This window comes from Vibrio sp. MACH09 (genome assembly GCF_033238805.1).
Taxonomy (GTDB): Bacteria; Pseudomonadota; Gammaproteobacteria; order Enterobacterales; family Vibrionaceae; genus Vibrio.
Genome location: NZ_BSFZ01000001.1, coordinates 1,351,839 through 1,372,343, shown reverse-complemented (window position 1 = coordinate 1,372,343; position 20,505 = coordinate 1,351,839). Strand labels below are relative to the sequence as shown.

Sequence of the window (20,505 nt, the reverse complement as noted above, 5' to 3'; positions counted from 1 at the left end):
ATTAATGCAGCCAAGCCTTACCCCTTAATGGCTGTTTTTTCATTCGAATTTTATTTAGTACATTAATAATTAAAGGTCAAATGAATTTATATTTAAATGAATTTTGCTTTGTTATCTAAACACTTGTTACGCATAACAGTTTAAAACTCACCCCTATATATCAACGGGTTAGCACTGATATTTGTATTTTCAGGTTTAAGGCTCCCTGCAAAAATGGAAAACAATCAAATACAGCATCACGACATTCAATTACCCCTAATCATTTGAACACTAATCAAATTATCTGTATGGTAGCTTCGATAGTTAGGAAATTTAATAAAAAGGGATATTTATGAAATACAAAATCGCAGCTCTCACTATGCTTGCTAGCGTCGGTGTTCAAGCAAACGAATGTGGTTCTGTCACTATCGCGGATATGAACTGGAACTCCGCAAGCCTCCTCGCCAATATTGATCAGTTTATTCTTGAAAACGGCTTCGGCTGTGACGCTGAGTTGGTACCTGGTGATACCATGCCAACAACCAGTTCTATGATTGAAAAAGGCCAGCCAGATATCGCACCTGAAATCTGGACTAACGCAGTAAAAGAAGCCATTGAAACCGGCGTTGCAGAAGGTCGACTGGCCTATGCTGGTTACTCTCTTAGCGATGGTGGTGAAGAGGGATTCTGGGTACCAGAATACCTAGTTAAACAGTATCCTGAGCTAAGTACCATTGAAGGGGTAATTAAACATAAAGAATTATTTAAGCACCCTGAAAACCCAGACGTTTCAGGTATCTATGGTTGCCCTGCCGGCTGGGGTTGTCAGATCTCTTCCGCGAACCTATATAAAGCACTAAAACTGGAAGATGCAGGATTTGAACTGGTAGACCCAGGTTCAGCTGCAGGACTTTCTGGCTCAATAGCTAAAGCTTACGAAAGAGAGCAAGGTTGGTTTGGTTACTACTGGGCACCAACCGCTATTCTTGGTAAATACAAAATGACCAAGGTAGATTTTGGTTCAGGGATTGATACTGAAGAGTATCTAACATGTACCACTATGGAAGGCTGTGAAAACCCGAAAGTGACTATGTTCCCTAAAGCACCAGTGAGAACGGTAGTTGCGGCAGACTTCAATAAAAACAACCCAATGTTAGTGGAATATTTAAACAATCGTAGTTTAACAAACAGCGACTTAAATACCTTACTCGCATGGATGGAAGAAGAGCAAGCAAGTGCGGAAGACGCCATGTTCTACTTCTTTGAAAACTATCCAACTATTTGGAAATCATGGTTACCGGCTGAAACAGTAGAAAAAGTGAGTTCTAAACTGTAATTCAGTCAGATTCGTATCTATATTTGTTAATGTTGTACTCAAAAGAGTAACAGGGTTTGTTGGGGCTTTATACAAAGCAGCACCTGTGCAGTGTAGTCATCTACACAAATCAGGTGATAACACAGTAGAAAGTACCAACAAACGCTGCCCGAAGGGTTCATCTGAAAAAAATCTGTTTTCGAAAGATCAACAGCCCCTTACGACTTGGTTACTCTTTTATTATTTAAGGAAAAAATAGATGGCTACCACCAGTTGGTTTAGCAGCTTCCCCGAAATGGATCGTTCGACTCTGCGTTTAATCCGCAAAACTCTAGACGGTGCTTACAAAGACTTTTCTCGCGAATATGGCGATGCTATCGAATCACTCTTCGATCCACTCCTCTCATTTTTAGTATGGTTTGAAAAGCTTCTTCTAAGCACTCCATGGTTAGTTGTTCTAGTTATCGCCAGTGGCATAGTCTACTTAGCGAGCCGCTCAGTTAAGCTCGCGGCTGCCTGTGTTATTTCACTCTTACTTATTGGTTACTTTGGGATGTGGGAAGACACCATGCGCACCCTTAGTATCATTACCGTCTGTACCTTTGTCTCCATCGCTTTAGGTGTGCCAATTGGTATTATGATGGCTCGCTCAAATCGCATTCAATCCATCGTCACTCCGATACTCGATATCATGCAAACCATGCCAGCGTTCGTTTATCTGATCCCAGTGGTCATGCTGCTGGGCATAGGTAAAGTTCCGGGACTCATTGCAGTGGTTATCTATGCCGTACCTCCTGTTATCCGTTTAACCAACTTAGGCATTCGCTTGGTTGATAAAGAGGTGATGGAAGCCGCAACCGCATTTGGTGCCAGCCCATGGCAACGTTTAACGGGCGTGCAGTTACCCCTTGCTATGCCAACAATCATGGCTGGGATTAATCAGACTATTATGATGGCACTATCCATGGTTGTTATTGCGTCCATGATAGGGGTAAAAGGACTGGGACAACCTGTTTTAAAATCGATTACTAACCAATACTTTACTTTAGGCTTATTAAATGGCTTTGCCATTGTCGCATTAGCCATTCTGTTTGACCGTGCATCACAAGCTTATGCCAAACGAACTCAAGCACATTTAGGAGATCAAAAGCATGACTAAGCCACTCATCGAAGTATCCGGTCTATATAAGATATTTGGTTCAAACCCTAAAAGTGTTATGTCTCAAGTAAAGTCTGGGGCAAGCAAAGATGATGTTTTGTCCCAAACGGGACATACAGTGGGTTTAAAAGAGATAAATCTACAGATTAATAAAGGCGAAATCTTCGTTATTATGGGGCTATCTGGCTCGGGCAAGTCCACATTGATTCGTCACTTTAACCGCCTTATCGACCCGACTGAAGGGCAAATTATTGTCGAGGGAACCGACGTAATGAAGCTTAATAATGAAGAGCTTCAGAATTTCCGTCGTCATAAAATGTCCATGGTGTTTCAGCGCTTTGGCCTACTCCCTCACAGAAAAGTCATTGATAACGTTGCCTATGGTTTAGAAATTCAAAAGTTAGACAAATCTAAGCGATTAGAAAAAGCTCAAGAGTGGTTAGAGACCGTTGGGTTAAAAGGATATGAAGATCAGTACCCTTCGCAACTATCTGGTGGTCAGCAACAACGCGTAGGTTTAGCTCGTGCCTTATGCACCGATGCTGAAATACTGCTGATGGATGAAGCATTTTCAGCGTTAGATCCACTGATTAGAAGTGAAATGCAAGATCAGCTCATCGAACTACAAGACAAACTGCATAAAACCATTATTTTTATCACCCACGACCTTGATGAAGCGCTTCGTCTAGGCGATAGAATCGCAATACTAAAAGATGGTTTATTAGTGCAGCAAGGCACACCAGAAACCATTCTTCTCAACCCTGCGGATGACTATGTTGAAGCCTTTGTTAAAGATGTAAACCGAGCGCGTGCATTGACAGTAGAAACCGTTATGCAACCGCCAACTATGCGTATTACTGTAGAGAAAATCGATGAAGCGTTAGCACAGATGAAACGTTCATCTCACGACTATGGTTACCATATTACAGAAGATGGCTTCCAAGGGATCCTCACAGAAGAGGCGTTATCAGACGCCGCTGATGACACTAGACACGAAGAGATACACGCCGAATTATACGAAGACGTGCCAACCATCTCTCCAGAGTCACCAATTGAAGAAGTTCTTACTGACAGTATCGCCTCTGACTACTCATTGCCAGTTGTCGATGAAGAAGGCAACTTAAAGGGCTCGCTAAAACGAGAAAAAGTGGCGGATATTTTCTCTGAAAAATAATATGTGTCACTCTAAAACACCGGTTTAACAAGTTGTGATAAGCAAAATAGAAAATGGCCTGAATAACTCAGGCCATTTTCTTAATTTATCTTCACTCTTTCGCTGCAATTATAAAAAGTCCTCAGTGACTTTTTCGTGGAACAGAGAAATACGACTCACGACATTTTTTAAGTTTTTCTGCTCTAGATAGGTTAAATCATTAATAGCCAGAACGTCATTCACCTTACGTAAATCCGTATACTCAATAATCTGATTAATAAATCTTAGCTGCCAGATATGGTCAAAAATGTACACCATCTCACGAAACGTTTTTGCGTCTATCTCCTCTTGGGCTAACAAAAACTTCAATCGCGCCATGGTATTGGCTTCTCGTATATCATTTTTAAGCGCGTAGATACGACAAAATATCTCCATCGGCCTTAAGCACTCTTTTAAATTAAGAGATTGTCTACCATCATACGACTCCGTTTTAATCTCCTGTCTGGTATTTAAAGGCACCTCATGAGACAAGCAGTTTTGTGCGTAGGTCGCCAAAAACTCTGGCTGTTGCTGCAATACTGTCTGTATATGAGATTGAATACCATCGACCAAGGTTCCATCACCGTATGTGGAGCGAATATCGAAAAACACATTTAGCTCTAAAATAGAGTCCGGTAAGGCCTGCTCTATCCATGTAGAAAAGTTATCTTGCCACTCCTGTTGACTAAGACACCACTGATGATTCGACGCCATGATTAAGCCTTCACAATAGCTATAGCCTGCTTGATTGAGCATGGCGCACACTTTCTCCGCCAAATGCAAAAAGTAACGGCGGATAGATTTAAGATCTGCATCGTCAGGCGTCTCAAACACAATTGCGTTATCTTGGTCCGAGAATAGCGTCATATCATGGCGAGCATTGCTGCCAAATGAAATAAACGAAAAAGGTACAGGAGGCTCGCCAATATCATCAATAGTCAGCTCAATAAATCGACATATTGCCGCATCATATGTGCTGCCTATTAATCGGCGAAGATAATCTGGCCGAGTTCCCGTTTCTATCATTTCGCGGATAAGATCTGGTAGCTGATTAAGAGACTCTACCACTTGACCATGGCTAACACCTTGCTCTATTTCAGTCACGATATTGGCGCTAATCATCTGGTAATTAGAGGTTCGAACCGCAGCACCAAAACGGCCGCCGTAAACTTTACGAACAATGGGACGAAATGAAATAACGTGTCCCAGCTTTTCCGATAAAAAGATCTTAGAAGTACTTAAAATGATATCGATCTGTTTACCGCCTTTTGTTTGCAGCTGCGCCTCAAATTCTCCCGGTTCACTTTCATGATTAAACAGCTGTAAAAGATGGTGCAGCACATCGGTATTTTGAGGGCTAGAAGAGAACAACTTCTTCCAGATAGACTTTGATTTTAGCTCCGTATCGGTATAACCAAGCAGTTGATGCAATCGGCTATTGGAAAAGATAATCTTACCATCGGCTTCCAGAATATACCCCTCGTTAGAAGAGTCTACCAAAGCGCGATACCTATCTTTTGCTTCATGCAATGCCATTTCGGCGCGCTTTTTGCGGTTTTCGATCACTTTTGACTGAATAATCACGTAACCCATGATCACCACCAACCCAAGAGTAATGACAAAAAAGACGCGAAATAGAGTGCTTTCTAACCGATCGATGCCTTGCTGAACATCATCAAAATACGCCCCTGTTCCAATAATCCACTGCCACTCTTCTACCCCTTCAACATAGGTGATTTTTGGCGCGGTAATCGTTGGGTCATCTTTCCATTGCCAGCGATACTCTAAAAATCCGTGCTGGCTGGCTCGAACCATTTTAGTTATCTCAACAAATACAGGGAAGCCAGTGGTGTTTTCGCTATCGGTATATTGAGTTAAATCCTGTCCCGTTAGATCATTCCTATATGGGTGCATCACCATTTTAGGAAACATATCCGTAATAAAGAAGTAGTCTTTATTTTCGTCACCGTAACGCATGGCTTTTACTTCTGTCATCGCTCTTCGCTGCGCTTCTTCTAAGCTCAATATTCCTCTTTGTTCCAATGCGACATAACTATCAACAATACTCACTGCGGTTGAGGTCAGCTCTTTAAGCATCTGCCGCTTTTGCCCCAACATCGACTCTTCCACCAAAGGAACAATGACATAAATGATATTGGTAATAAAAAGTATGATGGCCGCTACCGTGGGCAGCACAATGCGAAAACTAAAACTTGTAAGAGATTTTTTACTCTCTTGCTGTGACGGCTGCAAACCATCAAAATAGTCTGCCAGTTCATTAGCATCGAGTACTTCACTCAATGCCTCATCATGGGTTGAGTCGTGGTATTTGGCTGTGAACGTGCCATTTTCAAAATCGGCTCGGGATGGAAGATAACCGTCGTAGTCATCTCGTACATGGGTTTCAAATACATCTTTGATCTGCTGGCTGGTGTATTTGTCACCAAACTCCTTAATGGCTTCCCCTAACGCTTCCTTACAATGGCGAAAACGACGGTGGTCATAAGGGTCATAGCCCAGCTTTCCCGTTACTCTAAGCGAGTGATCATTGCCGTTCTGATCAAAAAATCCATCAATCCATTTATGAATATCTTCTGCACGAACACCAAAGAGTTGTTCGGTACGAGTTGCATGTTCAGTTATTTTCATAATGTATTCTTATTCTCATCAATGATGATTATTGACAAATCAGTCAAATTTGTGCGCTGAATAACAAGTCTGTTCAAAACACCCACATTACACCCTAACTTTTTTTGAAAAATTAACCTAAATCAATAATCATTGCGAATGAGTTTTATAGACTCATCGAATTATTATGTAAATCGAATTCTGTCAGGAAGAAGATCTCTTCCTGATTTACATCATCGAGAAAAACTAACCGTTATATTCCCTCTTTATTATAGTAATAGAGATGCATGGTAGCGTCTGGGATGTCGTCTAGTACTGGTTGAAGATCAGTATATCACGCGCAAGTGGAACATGATTGGTGTGGTCTATCTCGATAATCCTTATAGGAATGACTACATGTCTAACAAAAATAAGAAGTTTTACAGAGATATGCGCCGAAAAGCGCAAGAGTTTGGAAGTAGAGAGGAGTTTCTAAATCATGATCTAAAGATCATGAACTTCAAACGTTGGGGTATCCACCTTCCTTCACGTGACTACAGTATTGAAATAGAAGATTTTGTACCTGCACTTGCTGCAACAATTGGTAAAGTAGTAATGGTAACCGCAATGGTTGCCGTATTTGCTGCTCAGTTCGGACTATCACCAGAATTTGTAGCGGAAAACGTTCGTTATGAACTGCTTATTGCCGGTGCACTTTTTGTTATCTTATTCTCTGCTATCTTGAACCCTAACTCCAACCTTGCCGGTACGCATGGTCCAATGATTCCATTGATACCACTGATTGCTTCAGCCGGTGGACACCCACTCGCTCTCGGGGTGATGGTGTGTCTGTTTGGTCTGATACTTGCGTACACCAAAGGGGGCTCCAAACTGATGACTCTCACCGGGGTCGGAGTTCGAGGGGGCTTGCTTATTTACCTAGGCGCGGTTGGGTTAATTGGTCAAATTAACAAGACTGAAGCATGGGCAGCAAGCACTGACCAAGGCTATATCTCGTTTGCCGTCATTGGTATTACTGTTTTGGTTTACGCTTATCTAGCAAAAGTCAATAAACGCTGGTTAGCGATCCCATTATGTTCACTTATCGCGGGTGTTGTTGCCTTTGCGTTAGGTGCGGAATTTAGCTTTACAACAGAACCCGGTCTACCGCACTTCAGCCCATTTTACTGGTGGGGTGAAGACACAGGTTGGCAACTAGGTTGGCCTAACGTTGAACACTTCATCGCAGTAACGCCTTTTGCCATTCTCGCAGTGGCAATGTGGTCTCCAGACTACTTAGGTCACCGTGTATTCCAAGAGCTCAACTACCCTAAAGAAGCGAAAGGCGTATTAATGGATGTTGATGACACCATGACAGTTGCGTCTATTCGTCAAGGTGTAGGTACCCTACTTGGTGGTGGTAACTTAGCATCATCTTGGGGCACATATATGATCCCTGCTGCGATTGCTAAACGCCCTATCCCGGGTGGCGCAATGCTGACTGGTATTATGTGTATTCTAGCCGCTGTAATTGGTTACCCAATGGATCTTGCCATGTGGGAACCGGTTCTTCGTATCGCGCTAATCGTAGGTGTTTTCCTGCCGTTACTTGAAGCCGGTATGCAGATGATCCATAAACACAAAGACTCGCTAAGTGCTGGTATCTGTATCTTTGCTTGTGCATTTGTTAACCCAGTATTTGGCTGGGCGGCGACCATGCTGCTAGACAACATGGGCCTTATTGGTGACCACGAACGTGCAAAAACCCTATCAGCAAAAGACAAGTATCTGATTCCGGGAATCGCATTTGTTATTTGTGTGGGCTCACTAGCCGTTGTAGGACAACTACCAGGCATCCCAGCATTAATTGGTAACTAATATAATCCACATATAAAATACCAAGGGTACGACTTGATCGAACCCTTGGTATATCTCTTTATTAAACGCCATCCTCAAACCAACACTTTCTGACTCTCATTACTTTCCACTCGCAGCTCCATAAAATGCAATAACAGCATCAACTCTTCCTGCCTCCTAAAAAGCTAAGTAATAGATAAAATACGCTTCTGTAATTAATGCGTATTGAGATTAATTAACCTCGTTCTAGCGGATAAAACCAATAAGCCGCAATCAATAAACCACTTTAAGTATGATTAAAAGGGCTTCCGCCACCTTCCCTCTCTCACGTAGAAATTAAATTTTACCACCAACACCCAACAAAACATCCATTTTACATAAAAACGACAACTTACCGCCAAAAGTAAATATAAATCGAAAAAAAGGTTGCGATTACGATAATAAATTATGCTAACATCAAAAATATAAACTATTGGTTTCATTTTATCTTATTTATAGAAACATATGTTTCGCTCATTATGATTAAAACAATTACGTGTTCATGCTTAGCAGGCTAGGACGATACAACATCAATCTTAAGCGTATAACAGAAACCTAAATTGCTGAGCAGCTAAAAAAGTCAACTTGGAGAACAAAATGGAAATAGTCCAAAATTTCATTAACGGTCATATTAGTGAAAGTCACAGCCAGCGTTTTGCATCGATTTACAATCCTGCAACAGGCCAAGAAAGCCGCAAAGTGGTACTTAGTTCCGCAGCAGAAACAGCAGAAGCAGTCGTAGTAGCAGAAAAAGCATTTTCTACTTGGTCGAAAACCTCACCACTAAAACGTGCTCGTATTCTTTTCAAATTCAAATCATTACTTGAGGAGAATATGGAGCAGTTAGCAAAAGTGATATCTAACGAGCATGGTAAAGTTTTTTCTGATGCGGTAGGAGAACTAACCCGAGGTCTTGAAGTTGTCGAGTTTGCCTGCGGAATCCCTCATCTACAAAAAGGTGAACACTCCGCAAATGTCGGTACAGGTGTTGATAGCCATTCATTAATGCAGCCACTTGGTGTGTGTGTTGGTATCACTCCATTTAACTTTCCGGCAATGGTTCCTATGTGGATGTTCCCAATTGCATTAGCAACAGGTAACACTTTTATACTTAAGCCTTCAGAAAAAGACCCATCACTTGCAATCATGATCGCTAATTTGCTTAAGGAAGCAGGGTTGCCTGACGGCGTGTTTAATGTTGTTAATGGTGATAAAGAATCAGTCGATCAACTATTAACCGATCCACGCGTACAAGCTGTAAGTTTTGTTGGTTCAACTCCTATTGCGGAATATATATATGCAACTGCTTCGGCTAATGGCAAACGATGTCAAGCGCTTGGTGGTGCAAAAAACCACTGTATTTTAATGCCTGATGCAGATCTCGACATGGCAGCAAATGCCATTATGGGAGCCGCGTATGGCGCCGCTGGTGAGCGCTGTATGGCACTATCAGTCGTTATTGCTGTCGGGGATGAAACCGCAGATCAACTCATTGATAAATTAAGCGCACATATTAGCAAAATGAAAGTCGGTCCCGGCCTTGTCGATGGGCCAGAAAATGATATGGGACCAGTCATTTCAGCTCCACACAAAGAGAAAATATGTTCTTATATCGCTTCAGGTGTCGAACAAGGAGCAACGTTACACATTGATGGACGTACACTGACAGTGCAAGACCACGAACAGGGGTACTTTGTGGGTCCAACACTGTTTGACAATGTTTCTCCAGAAATGACCATCTACAAAGAAGAGATATTCGGCCCAGTACTAGCCGTAGTTCGTGTACCTGACTACCAAAGTGGTTTAGAGCTAATAAACAAACATGAGTACGGCAATGGTACCGCCATCTTTACACGAGACGGCGAAACCGCCAGACAATTTAGTGAAGACGTTCTAGCTGGTATGGTGGGGGTAAATGTTCCAATTCCTGTACCTATGGCATTCCATAGTTTTGGCGGCTGGAAACGTTCAGTTTTTGGTCCACTAAATGTTCACGGTAACGATGGTGTTCGTTTTTACACTAAGATGAAAACGGTAACAAGTCGTTGGCCTGCAAGTATTCGTTTAGAACAGCATGCCAGTTCATTTGTGATGCCAACAATGGATTAACCTGCTATTTCCTTAATTATCAGGGTGGCATAGCAATGTCGCCCTTTTTACTTTCTCTTTGTCCCTCTAACAACGAATCCTCTGTCATAACAAACAAGATGACATACATTACAGAAGTCCATTTTTACATCATTAAAGAACTACTCGCTGATTCAATACCAGAATGTACAGCCATTCTGGCATTGTTAATTCGTTTCTCACGACTAAATCTTACATATTCAGGGTAAACGAGGGTTAGTTCATATATAAGATTTATAGCCATCTAACTCATTGTTTCTAAGACACTGTCTCTAAACTACTGTCTCTAGGCCACTATCTCTAAGTGATTGCCTTCAGGATCCAGCAGCACACTTTCATAATAACCATCTCCCGTCCAACGTGGCTCGCCTATAACCTCAAAACCATCGGCAATAAAGCGATTGGTCATCTCATCCACTTTTTCTACAGAACCAACAGAAAAAGCAATATGAGCCAGCCCAGTAAACTGTTTATACGCTTCAACAGAAAGTACTTCTACGGAATCCATTTTCATCAATTCCAGACGAGCCCCTTCCGGCAACGTTAAAAAATAGGAAGAGAATCCCTTATTCTGATTAACATATTTATTGTTACTGACGGCAGCAAAATACTTCTCATAAAAATGTTTCATCCGCTCTAAGTCTTGACACCAAATTGCTACGTGCTCAATTTTCATTTCTGTTCCTCTTCACTGGATGACTCATCCATCTCATACAATGACATTAGTGATTGTGTATACCGCTCTAGCGTCGTTTTGCTTCTCTCAAGGCGAGACTGATAATACCGAGCAAGAGAGCGAGAACCTAGCGCAACAAATAAACGTCTAATTACTGTTAGCATGCGTACCTCCATCTGATAGTCAGATTATCAACAGAAATAAGGATATTTAAAACAGAGATTATTTTGTTGTTTAGTTCCGTATTTTGACCTAACCTAAAGAAATTCTGCCAAAATGACCAACAAAGCACTAAACAAGGAACTAGAATCAAAAAGGAGTGCCTATTTTGAGTGACAACAGACAACTTCTCTATTTTTCTCGCCTAGCTGAATTAGGCGTCAATAAAGAGATCTTTATTACTCTTCCTGAAGTAGCAGAGATTATGTTTACCAGTAATCGGCACTGCCGGACCCTGCTAAACCAGTTGAATCAATTAGGTTGGATTGAATGGAAGCCAAAGTCCGGGCGAAATCAACGCTCACAGCTCTATCTCAATTACACTGTTAACAATATAAAAAACCAACTTGCCCAGCAGCTGATATCTAAAGGGAAGTATGAAAAAGCACTCGACCTGATAGACAATGATCAACAGCTCTTTGCCCAGCTTCTTAAAAACACCTCTGGCCCTCAACGAAGAGAAGGAAGACTGCATGTACAGCTTACCTATGACAGAGCGTTCTCTTTACTGTTACCTCACTGCCCACTAAGAAACAGTGAGCGTTTTCTTCTTCGTCAAGTATACAGTTGCCTTGTTCAGTGCGATGAAAATGGAAACATCAAACCAGAGCTCGCTCACAACTGGACCTACAACAAATCAGAACTCAGCTGGAAGTTTTACCTTCGCCCTCAGCTTAAGTTTCATGATGGCAGCGACATCACCGCCAGCGTAATTACTGATTTATTCAAACAACTAAAACATATGCTTTTATATAAAAATGAGTTATCTCATATAGAGAGTATATGTGAGCTTAATCCGCTCTGTATTCAATTCAAACTAACCAAACCCGATGAAGGATTTGCCGCATTACTTTCCGATGTAAAGTATGCAATTCAGCCACCTAAGCAGCTGTCAGAAACAAATATCACCACAAATAATCGCTCCGTTACAGGAAGTGGAGTATTTCAGGTTCAGGAGCACAGTGAGCAAAAGCTGACGCTGCAAGCCTATGATCACTTCCATGGCTTTCGTGCGCTAACCGATACCGTGACCATCTGGCAACTACCCAAACAGGAAAACAGTACCTTTGGTGACACCAAATTAGAAACCGCCAGAGTGACACCGGCAGGATCGATGTGTTCTAACTACCTCTCGGTCGAAGGGGCAAGTGATGAGAATGGCCAACTTATCGCCAGCAGTGAACAAACAAGTCGGATTGAAGATGGTTGCTTACTGGCTATGGTCAACAGTCAGGCAGAACTATCACTGCTTCAGCGAAAATACTTAAGCCAACTTATTGGTAGCGAAAGTCTACTAAAACAGCTCACTCAGTCTGATGACGACATTGCGGCAGTCGCGGCTTATAACTTGCTTCCAGGTTGGTTAACACTGTTACCTTCAGTTCCTGTTGCCCACCCACTACCAGATAGCTTAACTATCGCCATATTTGAACACCACGCCCTAAAACAATGTGCCGAAGCAATGATGACTCTACTCAACAGCGCTGGCGTTCATTGCACTATAAATATCTACTCTTTTAATGATTTTTATGAAAAAGCCCAAAACCAATCACTAAATGAGGACATTATTCTTACCAGTATGAACTTAGATGACAATCGGCCTATATCTGCGTTTTGCTGGATGTTATCCAATCCTTTCTTACAGCAAAGCTTGTCTTATCAAGATAAAGAGTGGCTAGCGAGTAAATTATATTACCTAAGAGAACAGCAACCCGTTTCCAGTTATATGCGAGAACTAGAGTCTGTAGCTTCTGCTCTCATTACTTCTCACAAATTGATACCAATCTTTCACCATAAGCAAACTTTGCGCTTTGAAGATGTTTTAAAAAGCGTCTCCATCAACACTTGGGGTTGGCCTGAGTTACGAGATATCTGGACAGATGAATAGACCATAACCCCATATCTCATCTCCTGACCCGATGCGGCTAGATCGTAAAAATAAAGCGCTTATAACATCACAAAGTTAAGCGATTTCACTCTACCTCTAGCAGCCATTTTTGTGCTGGTGTTAAACGACTAGCGGTAGATTGCGTTAGCCACTTTTTCTGGTCTTGCTGTGCGTCATCTTCTCTATCAATGTAGAGGCCATGCAGCACTCTACGGCGAGTACCAAGTTTGTTGGTTGTACCACCATGCCATGTATGAGCATTGAATATCATCACGCTACCTGCTGGACATTCTAAATACACTTCATCTGGATGAGGTCCATTTAAATCGGTCAACAACTGTTCTGGCAATTCTGCTCTAAGGTGTGTACCTGGAATGATACGTGGTGCTCCGTTCTCTTTCGTTAAGTCATCTATCGCCCAAATTGAATTAACTAAATGAACATGAGGAAAATCAGGTCGCGGCTTTTTCCAGTCAGCATGTAAAGGCTGATGGCCACCTTGATGATGCGCTTCACGGGCATTGAGACTTGATATCTTAAATTCACCGTTAAACAAATGTTTACAGGCAGACAAAACCAAAGGATGAGCCCATACTTTTTCCCATACCGTTCCTTTGTTTATCAAATTGGCAATTCGGGTCACTGTCTCTTCTTGGTGGTGTTCTATCGCCAATTGATCGCCCTCTTTTTCAACTAAGGTATCAAAGGTTCGACGCATTTCAGCCAACCACTCTTTATCCACAACATCATGAATAACTGTAAAGCCATGAGTATCAAGTTCATCTATCATTTTTGCTGTCAACGTCATATTGGCACCAAGAGCATTGAGGTATGTTCCAGAGTCGCTATTCATAATTCTTCCTTTTGAGCTTTCTTGTTTTAGTCTGTTTAGTTGTAAAAGGCCGACACCTTATTACTTCAAACTACTCAACAAAAAGAAAAAAATATGCAGGTAAATTGTTCGATTTACTGGATATTTGTTATCTAAAATAGGAATTGTGAACCATAACCCATATCCTAGCATTCAATAAAAAAGTTTAGCCTTAAACAAGGTAATATAAGCAGTAGGCATGTTATTTCATTATCAAAATACAAGTTTCAACCAACGGGAGAATCTTAAAAGTGCTGGATAAAAAACAATTGTTAGACACATTACGTCGCTACGCAAAATCTGCCGATAATATAGGTGATGTTTTTTACGCGGGTAACTTGCCATCTCCTCCTCCATTGGCTTATCAAGTCCATTTCCCTCGCATTGAAATGGTGTTAAGTGGTGAGCTAAACATGGACGTTGGTAACAATCTTGGAGTCGATACAAAATACACGCTTAAACAGGGAGGTGTCCTATTTTTACCTGCTGAAAGTTGGAACAAACCAGAGTGGGACAAACCGGTGCAGACACTAACGGTGATGGCAGGAAAACAGAGCTTTGGTATGAGTTTGTTGAGTTGGGATGGAGAACAATTTGATTCAGCAGTAAAAGAGAGTGTACTGCGTCGCGGGCCTCGTGTCGGCACATTCATTCTTAACGCGATTGAAGAGTTAACAAAACAAACCGAGCATCAAGAAACCAAACGGCTATTAATTACCTCACTTTTTAGCCATATCATCGATCTTATTGAGAAGCCTCTGGAAACACCATCAAAAAGCCATGCACTGTTTGAAGCGGTAAGAGATTATTTAGAACAGCATTATCATGAGCCATTAAGCCGAGAGTCGGTAGCAAAACATTTCTATGTTTCAGCAAACTACCTTTCACAACTCTTTCAAAAGGAAGGGAAAATCAAATTTAATGAGTATCTGAATCAAATTCGATTAGAGCGAGCAAAATATCTATTAATTGAATACGATATGAAAATAAAAGAGGTAGCCCACCGCTGTGGATTTAAGGACAGCAACTATTTTTGCCGAATTTTTCGAAACCAAACTGAACGCTCTCCATCTGAGTATCGCGCTCAATATTTAAGTTCTCATACAGAATAAGTTCTCATACTGAAATATGACAGCTAGAGCACAATCTCAGAATTGGGTGGCGCTAAACGCACTTTTTCTATAGCCAACATCACGTCATCAGCGTTTCGCAGATAATAGGCAATTGAACAACGCACTATACGCATCTGATTAAAGCGCTCAATCCCTTCAATATTAATATCAGAGATGATCACCGCTACAGATGCGTTCTCAATTTGTTGTTCGGTCAACTGGTTCTCACTGCCCAATGCGCCTTGAGTTTCAACATTGATCTTATAGCCCGCTTTCTTGCTAGATTTCTCCAACAATTCTGCTGCCATGTAGGTATGCGCAACACCACTGATACACGCTGTAACTCCAACAATTTCCATATAGATTTCATACTTAGCAATAAACCAGATGGAGTCTACCTCCACCGGGTTCTATTAATAATATTCTCAATCAGCTTTTGTGCATTCTTTCACATTTAACATTCTGTATATAACCAGCATAATTGGAGCAATGCCATTTAATATAAGCTAATTAGAGTACGTCCAATACGTTACTACCTATACCATAGACGTTTTCCCAGTCAGATACAAAACCAGCAACGCCAGAGTCAGTCAGTGGATGAAGCAATAGTTGCTCAAAAACCTCTGGTGCAATCGTTACTGAATGAGCGCCTGCTAGTGCCACCTGATGAACTTGCTGCACGTTCTTAAAAGAAGCGGCAAGCACTTTAGCATCCAATTGATATTGTTCGATTAACTGGACCATCTCAGCTGCAACCATAGCGCCATCCGAACAGATATTATCTAATCGGTTAACGTACGGTGCTAAAAACTCTGCTCCTGCCATTGCTGCCATTAATGCTTGTTGAGGCGTTAAAATTGCGGTGGCTGTAATCCGGATACCTTCAGCATCAATCAATTTCATCGCTTTAATGCCCTGAGGAGTGACAGGGACTTTGACAATAATTTTTGGATCTAGTCTACGGAGAGCTTTAGCCTCTTCCAACATGGTTTCGGCTTGTTTGCCCATGACCTGCGCATGCAGCATACGATCTTCGCCAATGACTTCGCGAATATCCATTAGAATCTCTTTTAACGGACGATTTTCCTTGGCGATAATGGATGGGTTAGTAGTCACACCAACGAGCGGATAAAGATCAATCGCGTTTTTGATTGCATCTAAATCTGCGGTATCTAACATGTAAATCATTAAGTACTCCTAAATTTTAATGTAGTCATTACCTTGGATTAAACTGAATAATCAAAGGCAATAGCATCTCTTCTCAGCGAATAAAGCCAAACTCTTTTAAACACTTGCTAATCGCTTGTTTGCTTTCGGTAAACACAATGCCCTGCTCTGCCAGCTTCGAAGTGTCCAATCGTACATCCCGTGTTTTCGGCGCGTCATTTACCGACAATAAACTCTCCAGCCGATCCTGTTGACCAAGCTCAGTTAAAATATGTTTAGCAATGTCATAACGACTGGCGGTATTAACAGCACCAGTATGGTAAGTGCCATAAGGAATAGTGAAGATGCGAGGGAACTGTTCGATCAACTCATGGACATAAGTTAAACCGCGAAACTCATTGGTACGTTCAGCCATCACATTACCATTAATGAATGCCTGTAGCGTGTTCCATACCACATTAGGGTTTATGCTGGTATTTCGTTCTGGTAGTCCAAACAACCAAGTGAAACGTAAAATCCACATCTCATCGAGAATGCTCTTTAGCTCAGCTTCTGCTTGTAACTTATTCTGTCCATATACAGTGTCAGGTAGTGGCGTATCCAACTCGTTGTATGGCCCCTCTTCTTGATTGCCATTAAACAGTTGCTCAGTCGATATAAACACCAATTTGCTGCCTTGAGCTTTACAGGCCTTGGCTACGTTTATGGCACCTTGCACATTGACTTTATGTGCAATATCCGGATGTTGGTTACAAAAATCGGTTACAGCAATTGCTGCAGCATGAATAACATAATCTGGTTTGAACTCAGCAAAAGCACTCTCGACACGCGTTTCATCCGTAATATCGAGTTGTTCCACATCCAAACCCAGCACATCAAACTCAGTGCAAAATCGGTTTATAAATCGAGTACCAAAAAATCCATTTGCGCCAGTAATAAGTATTCTCTTTTTCACATTTAACCTCCAATAATTACTCGGTATCCGCTAGCCTGAATGTGGTGACGAATAGCTTCGATTTCAGTGTCACTTGGTACTGGTACATCTTGCAGACGATACTCCAGTCCTAACGTTTGATATTTATTTGCTCCATATTGATGAAATGGCAGAAGATGGATCTCTTCAAGATGAAACGGTTTTAAAAATGCAAGAACCTTATCTACATTAATAATGTCGAGGGTATAACCGGGAATCAGGGGCAATCGAGGAATAACTCGACAGTGGTTCTCCATCAATAGAGCAAAACTCTCAAGTACTCTCTGTAGATCTAAACCAATATGTTCTTTTGCTTTAATCGGGTCCATTATTTTGAAATCAAACAGCACTTCATCGCATAGCTGTGCAATCTTCAGTAGTTGACGACGACTACCATGGCCGGACGTTTCAACCGCCGTGCGATAGCCAAGTGACTTCAGTCGAATCAGCAACTCAATAGCAAAATGAGATTGGCTGAGCACCTCACCTCCCGACAACGTAACGCCACCATTTGAGGTTTCAAAAAACAGGTCATCTTTTGCTATCTGATTAAGTACTTCATCCAGTGTCATGTCAGTGCCAACCTGCTCCCATGCGCCTGTTGGGCACTCTTCAGTATCCATGGCACATTCATCGCAATCAATACACTTCACCTCCCGACGAATGTAAGTTGTTCGATGAGAGCGAGACTCTGGGTTAGAACACCACGGACAACGTAGCGGACAGCCTTTAAAAAAGACCACCGTGCGTATGCCAGAACCATCATGCAGAGAGTAACGCTGGATATTAAACACTCGTCCAGTTTCAACATTACTCTCTGGGATTGGCGATGATTTACAGTTCATGCGCGGTTCTTCGAATAATGTCATCTTGAATTTCTTTCGATAATTCAACAAAAAAGGCACTGTACCCTGCAACCCTAACAACCAAGCCGGCATAATCTTCTGGAGATTTCTGAGCAAGTTTCAAAGTCTCAGCATTCAACACATTAAACTGTACGTGTTGGAGTTTTAACTTCATAAAGGCTCGGATAAAGTCCGCCAGCTTATTGATGCCTTGCTGTCCCTCTAGTGTTGCAGGAGTAAACTTAACGTTAAGCAAGCTGCCATTAGAAAGCAGATAATTGTCCAATTTACTCACCGATTTAAGTACCGCTGTTGGACCTAACATATCTTTGCCCAGCATAGGTGACAATCCACCATCCGCAAGCTGCTCACCCGCTAAGCGACCATCCGCCGTAGCACCAACCACTTCTCCAAGAGGGACATGAGCCGACACCGTATAAGATCCAGGAGTAAACTGGCCGCCACGAGGGTTTTGATAGGTTTCCACTTCTTTACAAAACACTCGTAGTAGCTCAGAACCAAGGCTATCCACTTCATCAATATCGTTGCCATACTTTTCGTACTTGTTCATTAGGCGAGCACGAACTTTCTCACCATCAGGCACATCAAAATTGCTGGTTAATATGGTAACAAACTGCTTAAAGCTGCAACGTTGATCTTCAAACACATAGCGTTTTAACGCATGCAACGAATCCGATAAATTAGCAATTCCAATACCTTGAACCCCAGAAAAATTATAACGGCTGCCTCCATAAGTAATGTCTTTACCATTGGCAACGCAATCGCTAACGAATGATGAAAGCAAAGGAACAGGCGCCCAATCACGGTGGCCAACATCACAAATATTGGATCCTTCTACCATCAATTTCACGTAGTAACGGATATCTGAACGAATCTCTTCCAGCAGAAAATCAAAAGTGGCGTTCGGGTTATCACCATGACGTTGCATGGTCAGCTCTAGTATTTTCAGTAGGTTGAACATAGCAATATCGTGAAGCCCATATGTCTTACCCGGTATTGAGAGTTCGACACAACCCACTACTGCATAATCACGGGCATCTTCTAATGAAACTCCGCGATTTAAGAAGGCAGGAATCACCACCTCGTCATTAAATATCTGTGGAATGCCAGTGCCTAATCGAATGGTCTCTGCAGTTTTAATTAAAAAACTACGATCTATAAACTCATTAACCCGTACGCCAAGGTTTGGCTGCGGCAGTTGTACACTTTGGTAGGCATCAAGGCACAAGCTCGACAGTGGGTTAACGGCACTCTGACCAATATGATCTAGGCCACCAAGAATAATAGTGTAACCTGTTGGAAAGCCAGCAAAGAACTTAGCACTGCTGGAAGAGCGCAATAACACAATATCATTGGTTTTTATCCAAAGACTTTCCAATAGTTCACGAATAAAGGCCGGAGATTCACCGTGCTCTAATGAGTATTGATAAAACGGCATCATATACTGATCAAACCGGCCCAGAGATAATGAGCTGGCATTCGATTCATATTGCAAAATAATATTCATATACCAAAACAACTGACTCGCTTCATAGAATGATTTTGGCGCTTCAGTGGACATTCTCTCTGAGATATCAGCAATGACATCTAACTCATGACGTCGCTGTGGGTCGACTTCAACTGCCGATAATTGCTTAGCAAGCTGCGCATAGCGGCCAATATGTTTGATAGATGCATCAAGTAGAATGACAACCGCTTGATAAAATTCGTTTTCTGGCGACGCATGGCTTAGCGTGCGCATATCATCCAACTGCTTACCCAACCCATTCTTTAGCAGGCATTCAAAATCAATAATGATATGTCCTTGCCCTTTATCCGTCTGATTAACACTGAAAATCTTTTCCGCAACAGCCTCTTTCACGTTGGCTGGAATCTGTTGGTTGATAAAATCTTTCATTGACCTTGTAGACCAATAACTGAGCAGTTCATTGCGATAAATCTCTTTATCTTCCTCAGAGATAAAAAACTTATCCTGTGGGCGAGACTCAAACGTCTCCAGCTCTTTCTCTATCCAATAAGGATCCATTTCAGGAGAGACAATACCCGCACGAGGTTGAACAGTCCGGTTACCGGCAATCAGCTCATTTTCTCTAATGGCGATCTCCACTCTGTCTAATACATGTGCTGTCGCTTTAGCACGACGAATGAGAGTCGGCTCACCTTCCGTCTGCTTATGGCTTTCGGTATAAAGTAATGCACGTTCTAGAGAGATTTCGCGCTGAGATTGAAATAATGCGCTCTTTAGCTGTTCTATTCTTGGGGTACTCATTTTGGGCTCCTTTATCAACTGCCAATTAGCTAGCGATCTCTTGTTAGCTATGTTTAATTAACATCTGTTTGCGTAGAGGTGGTTTACTGTTGAGCAGTCGCCTCTTTTTTTGCAACGTGTTAAGCAGTTGTTTTATCGTTATTTTGTATATCAAAATCACCTACTCCGCTATTTGCAGACAAAGTCACT

The 20,505-nt window shown here is 41.9% G+C and carries 16 protein-coding genes; 7 read left to right on the top strand and 9 right to left on the bottom strand.

Going from position 1 to position 20,505, the window contains the following annotated elements; genetic code table 11:
- Positions 1-331: 331 nt before the first annotated feature.
- The 3 genes from CHJ_RS06170 (at position 332) to CHJ_RS06160 (ending at position 3,627) form a co-directional block, all read left to right on the top strand.
- On the top strand, positions 332-1,315 hold the full coding sequence (locus CHJ_RS06170) for an ABC transporter substrate-binding protein (protein WP_171751834.1): 984 nt from the start codon (positions 332-334) through the stop codon (positions 1,313-1,315).
- A gap of 238 nt (positions 1,316-1,553) precedes the next feature.
- Positions 1,554-2,453: an ABC transporter permease gene (locus CHJ_RS06165; protein ID WP_171751835.1), complete on the top strand. Its 900-nt coding sequence runs from the start codon at positions 1,554-1,556 to the stop codon at positions 2,451-2,453.
- Positions 2,446-3,627, top strand: a complete 1,182-nt coding sequence (locus CHJ_RS06160; RefSeq protein WP_171751836.1) for a glycine betaine/L-proline ABC transporter ATP-binding protein — start codon at positions 2,446-2,448, stop codon at positions 3,625-3,627. Before CHJ_RS06165 ends, CHJ_RS06160 begins: the two co-directional genes overlap by 8 nt.
- Before the next feature lie 108 nt (positions 3,628-3,735).
- On the opposite strand, the gene CHJ_RS06155 is transcribed toward CHJ_RS06160, so the two are convergent.
- Entirely contained in the window at positions 3,736-6,294 is a 2,559-nt protein-coding gene (locus CHJ_RS06155; RefSeq protein ID WP_171751837.1) for a DUF294 nucleotidyltransferase-like domain-containing protein, read from the bottom strand.
- Positions 6,295-6,669: 375 nt separating this feature from the next.
- Between CHJ_RS06155 and CHJ_RS06150 the strand changes: the two genes are divergently transcribed.
- Both CHJ_RS06150 and CHJ_RS06145 read left to right on the top strand, forming a co-directional pair.
- Positions 6,670-8,130, top strand: a complete 1,461-nt coding sequence (locus CHJ_RS06150) for a DUF3360 family protein (RefSeq protein WP_171751838.1) — start codon at positions 6,670-6,672, stop codon at positions 8,128-8,130.
- A 615-nt stretch (positions 8,131-8,745) separates the two neighbouring features.
- Positions 8,746-10,257, top strand: a complete 1,512-nt coding sequence (locus CHJ_RS06145) for a CoA-acylating methylmalonate-semialdehyde dehydrogenase (protein WP_171751839.1) — start codon at positions 8,746-8,748, stop codon at positions 10,255-10,257.
- Between the two features lie 304 nt (positions 10,258-10,561).
- Here the strand turns inward: CHJ_RS06145 and CHJ_RS06140 are convergent, their stop codons facing one another.
- Positions 10,562-10,951, bottom strand: a complete 390-nt coding sequence (locus tag CHJ_RS06140; RefSeq protein WP_171751840.1) for a VOC family protein — start codon at positions 10,949-10,951, stop codon at positions 10,562-10,564.
- Positions 10,948-11,115, bottom strand: coding sequence for a hypothetical protein (locus CHJ_RS06135; protein ID WP_317917178.1), 168 nt, complete (start codon positions 11,113-11,115; stop codon positions 10,948-10,950). Before CHJ_RS06135 ends, CHJ_RS06140 begins: the two co-directional genes overlap by 4 nt.
- A 155-nt stretch (positions 11,116-11,270) precedes the next feature.
- On the opposite strand from CHJ_RS06135, the gene CHJ_RS06130 reads away from it, so the two are divergent.
- On the top strand, positions 11,271-13,058 hold the full coding sequence (locus CHJ_RS06130) for an SgrR family transcriptional regulator (RefSeq protein ID WP_317917177.1): 1,788 nt from the start codon (positions 11,271-11,273) through the stop codon (positions 13,056-13,058).
- A gap of 85 nt (positions 13,059-13,143) precedes the next feature.
- On the opposite strand, the gene CHJ_RS06125 is transcribed toward CHJ_RS06130, so the two are convergent.
- Positions 13,144-13,911, bottom strand: coding sequence for a phytanoyl-CoA dioxygenase family protein (locus CHJ_RS06125; RefSeq protein WP_317917176.1), 768 nt, complete (start codon positions 13,909-13,911; stop codon positions 13,144-13,146).
- 269 nt (positions 13,912-14,180) lie between these two features.
- Between CHJ_RS06125 and CHJ_RS06120 the strand changes: the two genes are divergently transcribed.
- Positions 14,181-15,041, top strand: a complete 861-nt coding sequence (locus CHJ_RS06120; RefSeq protein ID WP_171751843.1) for a helix-turn-helix transcriptional regulator — start codon at positions 14,181-14,183, stop codon at positions 15,039-15,041.
- A gap of 23 nt (positions 15,042-15,064) precedes the next feature.
- On the opposite strand, the gene CHJ_RS06115 is transcribed toward CHJ_RS06120, so the two are convergent.
- The 5 genes from CHJ_RS06115 to CHJ_RS06095 form a co-directional block, all read right to left on the bottom strand.
- Complete coding sequence (locus CHJ_RS06115; protein WP_317917175.1) at positions 15,065-15,400, bottom strand: PTS fructose transporter subunit IIB; 336 nt, start codon at positions 15,398-15,400, stop codon at positions 15,065-15,067.
- Positions 15,401-15,551: 151 nt separating this feature from the next.
- Positions 15,552-16,229 (bottom strand): fructose-6-phosphate aldolase, encoded by a 678-nt coding sequence (locus tag CHJ_RS06110; protein ID WP_171751845.1) that lies wholly within the window; start codon positions 16,227-16,229, stop codon positions 15,552-15,554.
- A 73-nt stretch (positions 16,230-16,302) separates the two neighbouring features.
- The gene (locus CHJ_RS06105; protein ID WP_171751846.1) at positions 16,303-17,163 is read right to left on the bottom strand and encodes an SDR family oxidoreductase; all 861 of its coding nucleotides are present in this window, start codon (positions 17,161-17,163) and stop codon (positions 16,303-16,305) included.
- 2 nt (positions 17,164-17,165) lie between these two features.
- Entirely contained in the window at positions 17,166-18,026 is an 861-nt protein-coding gene (locus tag CHJ_RS06100; protein WP_253822024.1) for a [formate-C-acetyltransferase]-activating enzyme, read from the bottom strand.
- The gene (locus CHJ_RS06095; RefSeq protein WP_317917174.1) at positions 18,016-20,316 is read right to left on the bottom strand and encodes a formate C-acetyltransferase; all 2,301 of its coding nucleotides are present in this window, start codon (positions 20,314-20,316) and stop codon (positions 18,016-18,018) included. The genes CHJ_RS06100 and CHJ_RS06095 overlap by 11 nt, the downstream gene beginning before the upstream one ends.
- Positions 20,317-20,505: the final 189 nt, after the last annotated feature.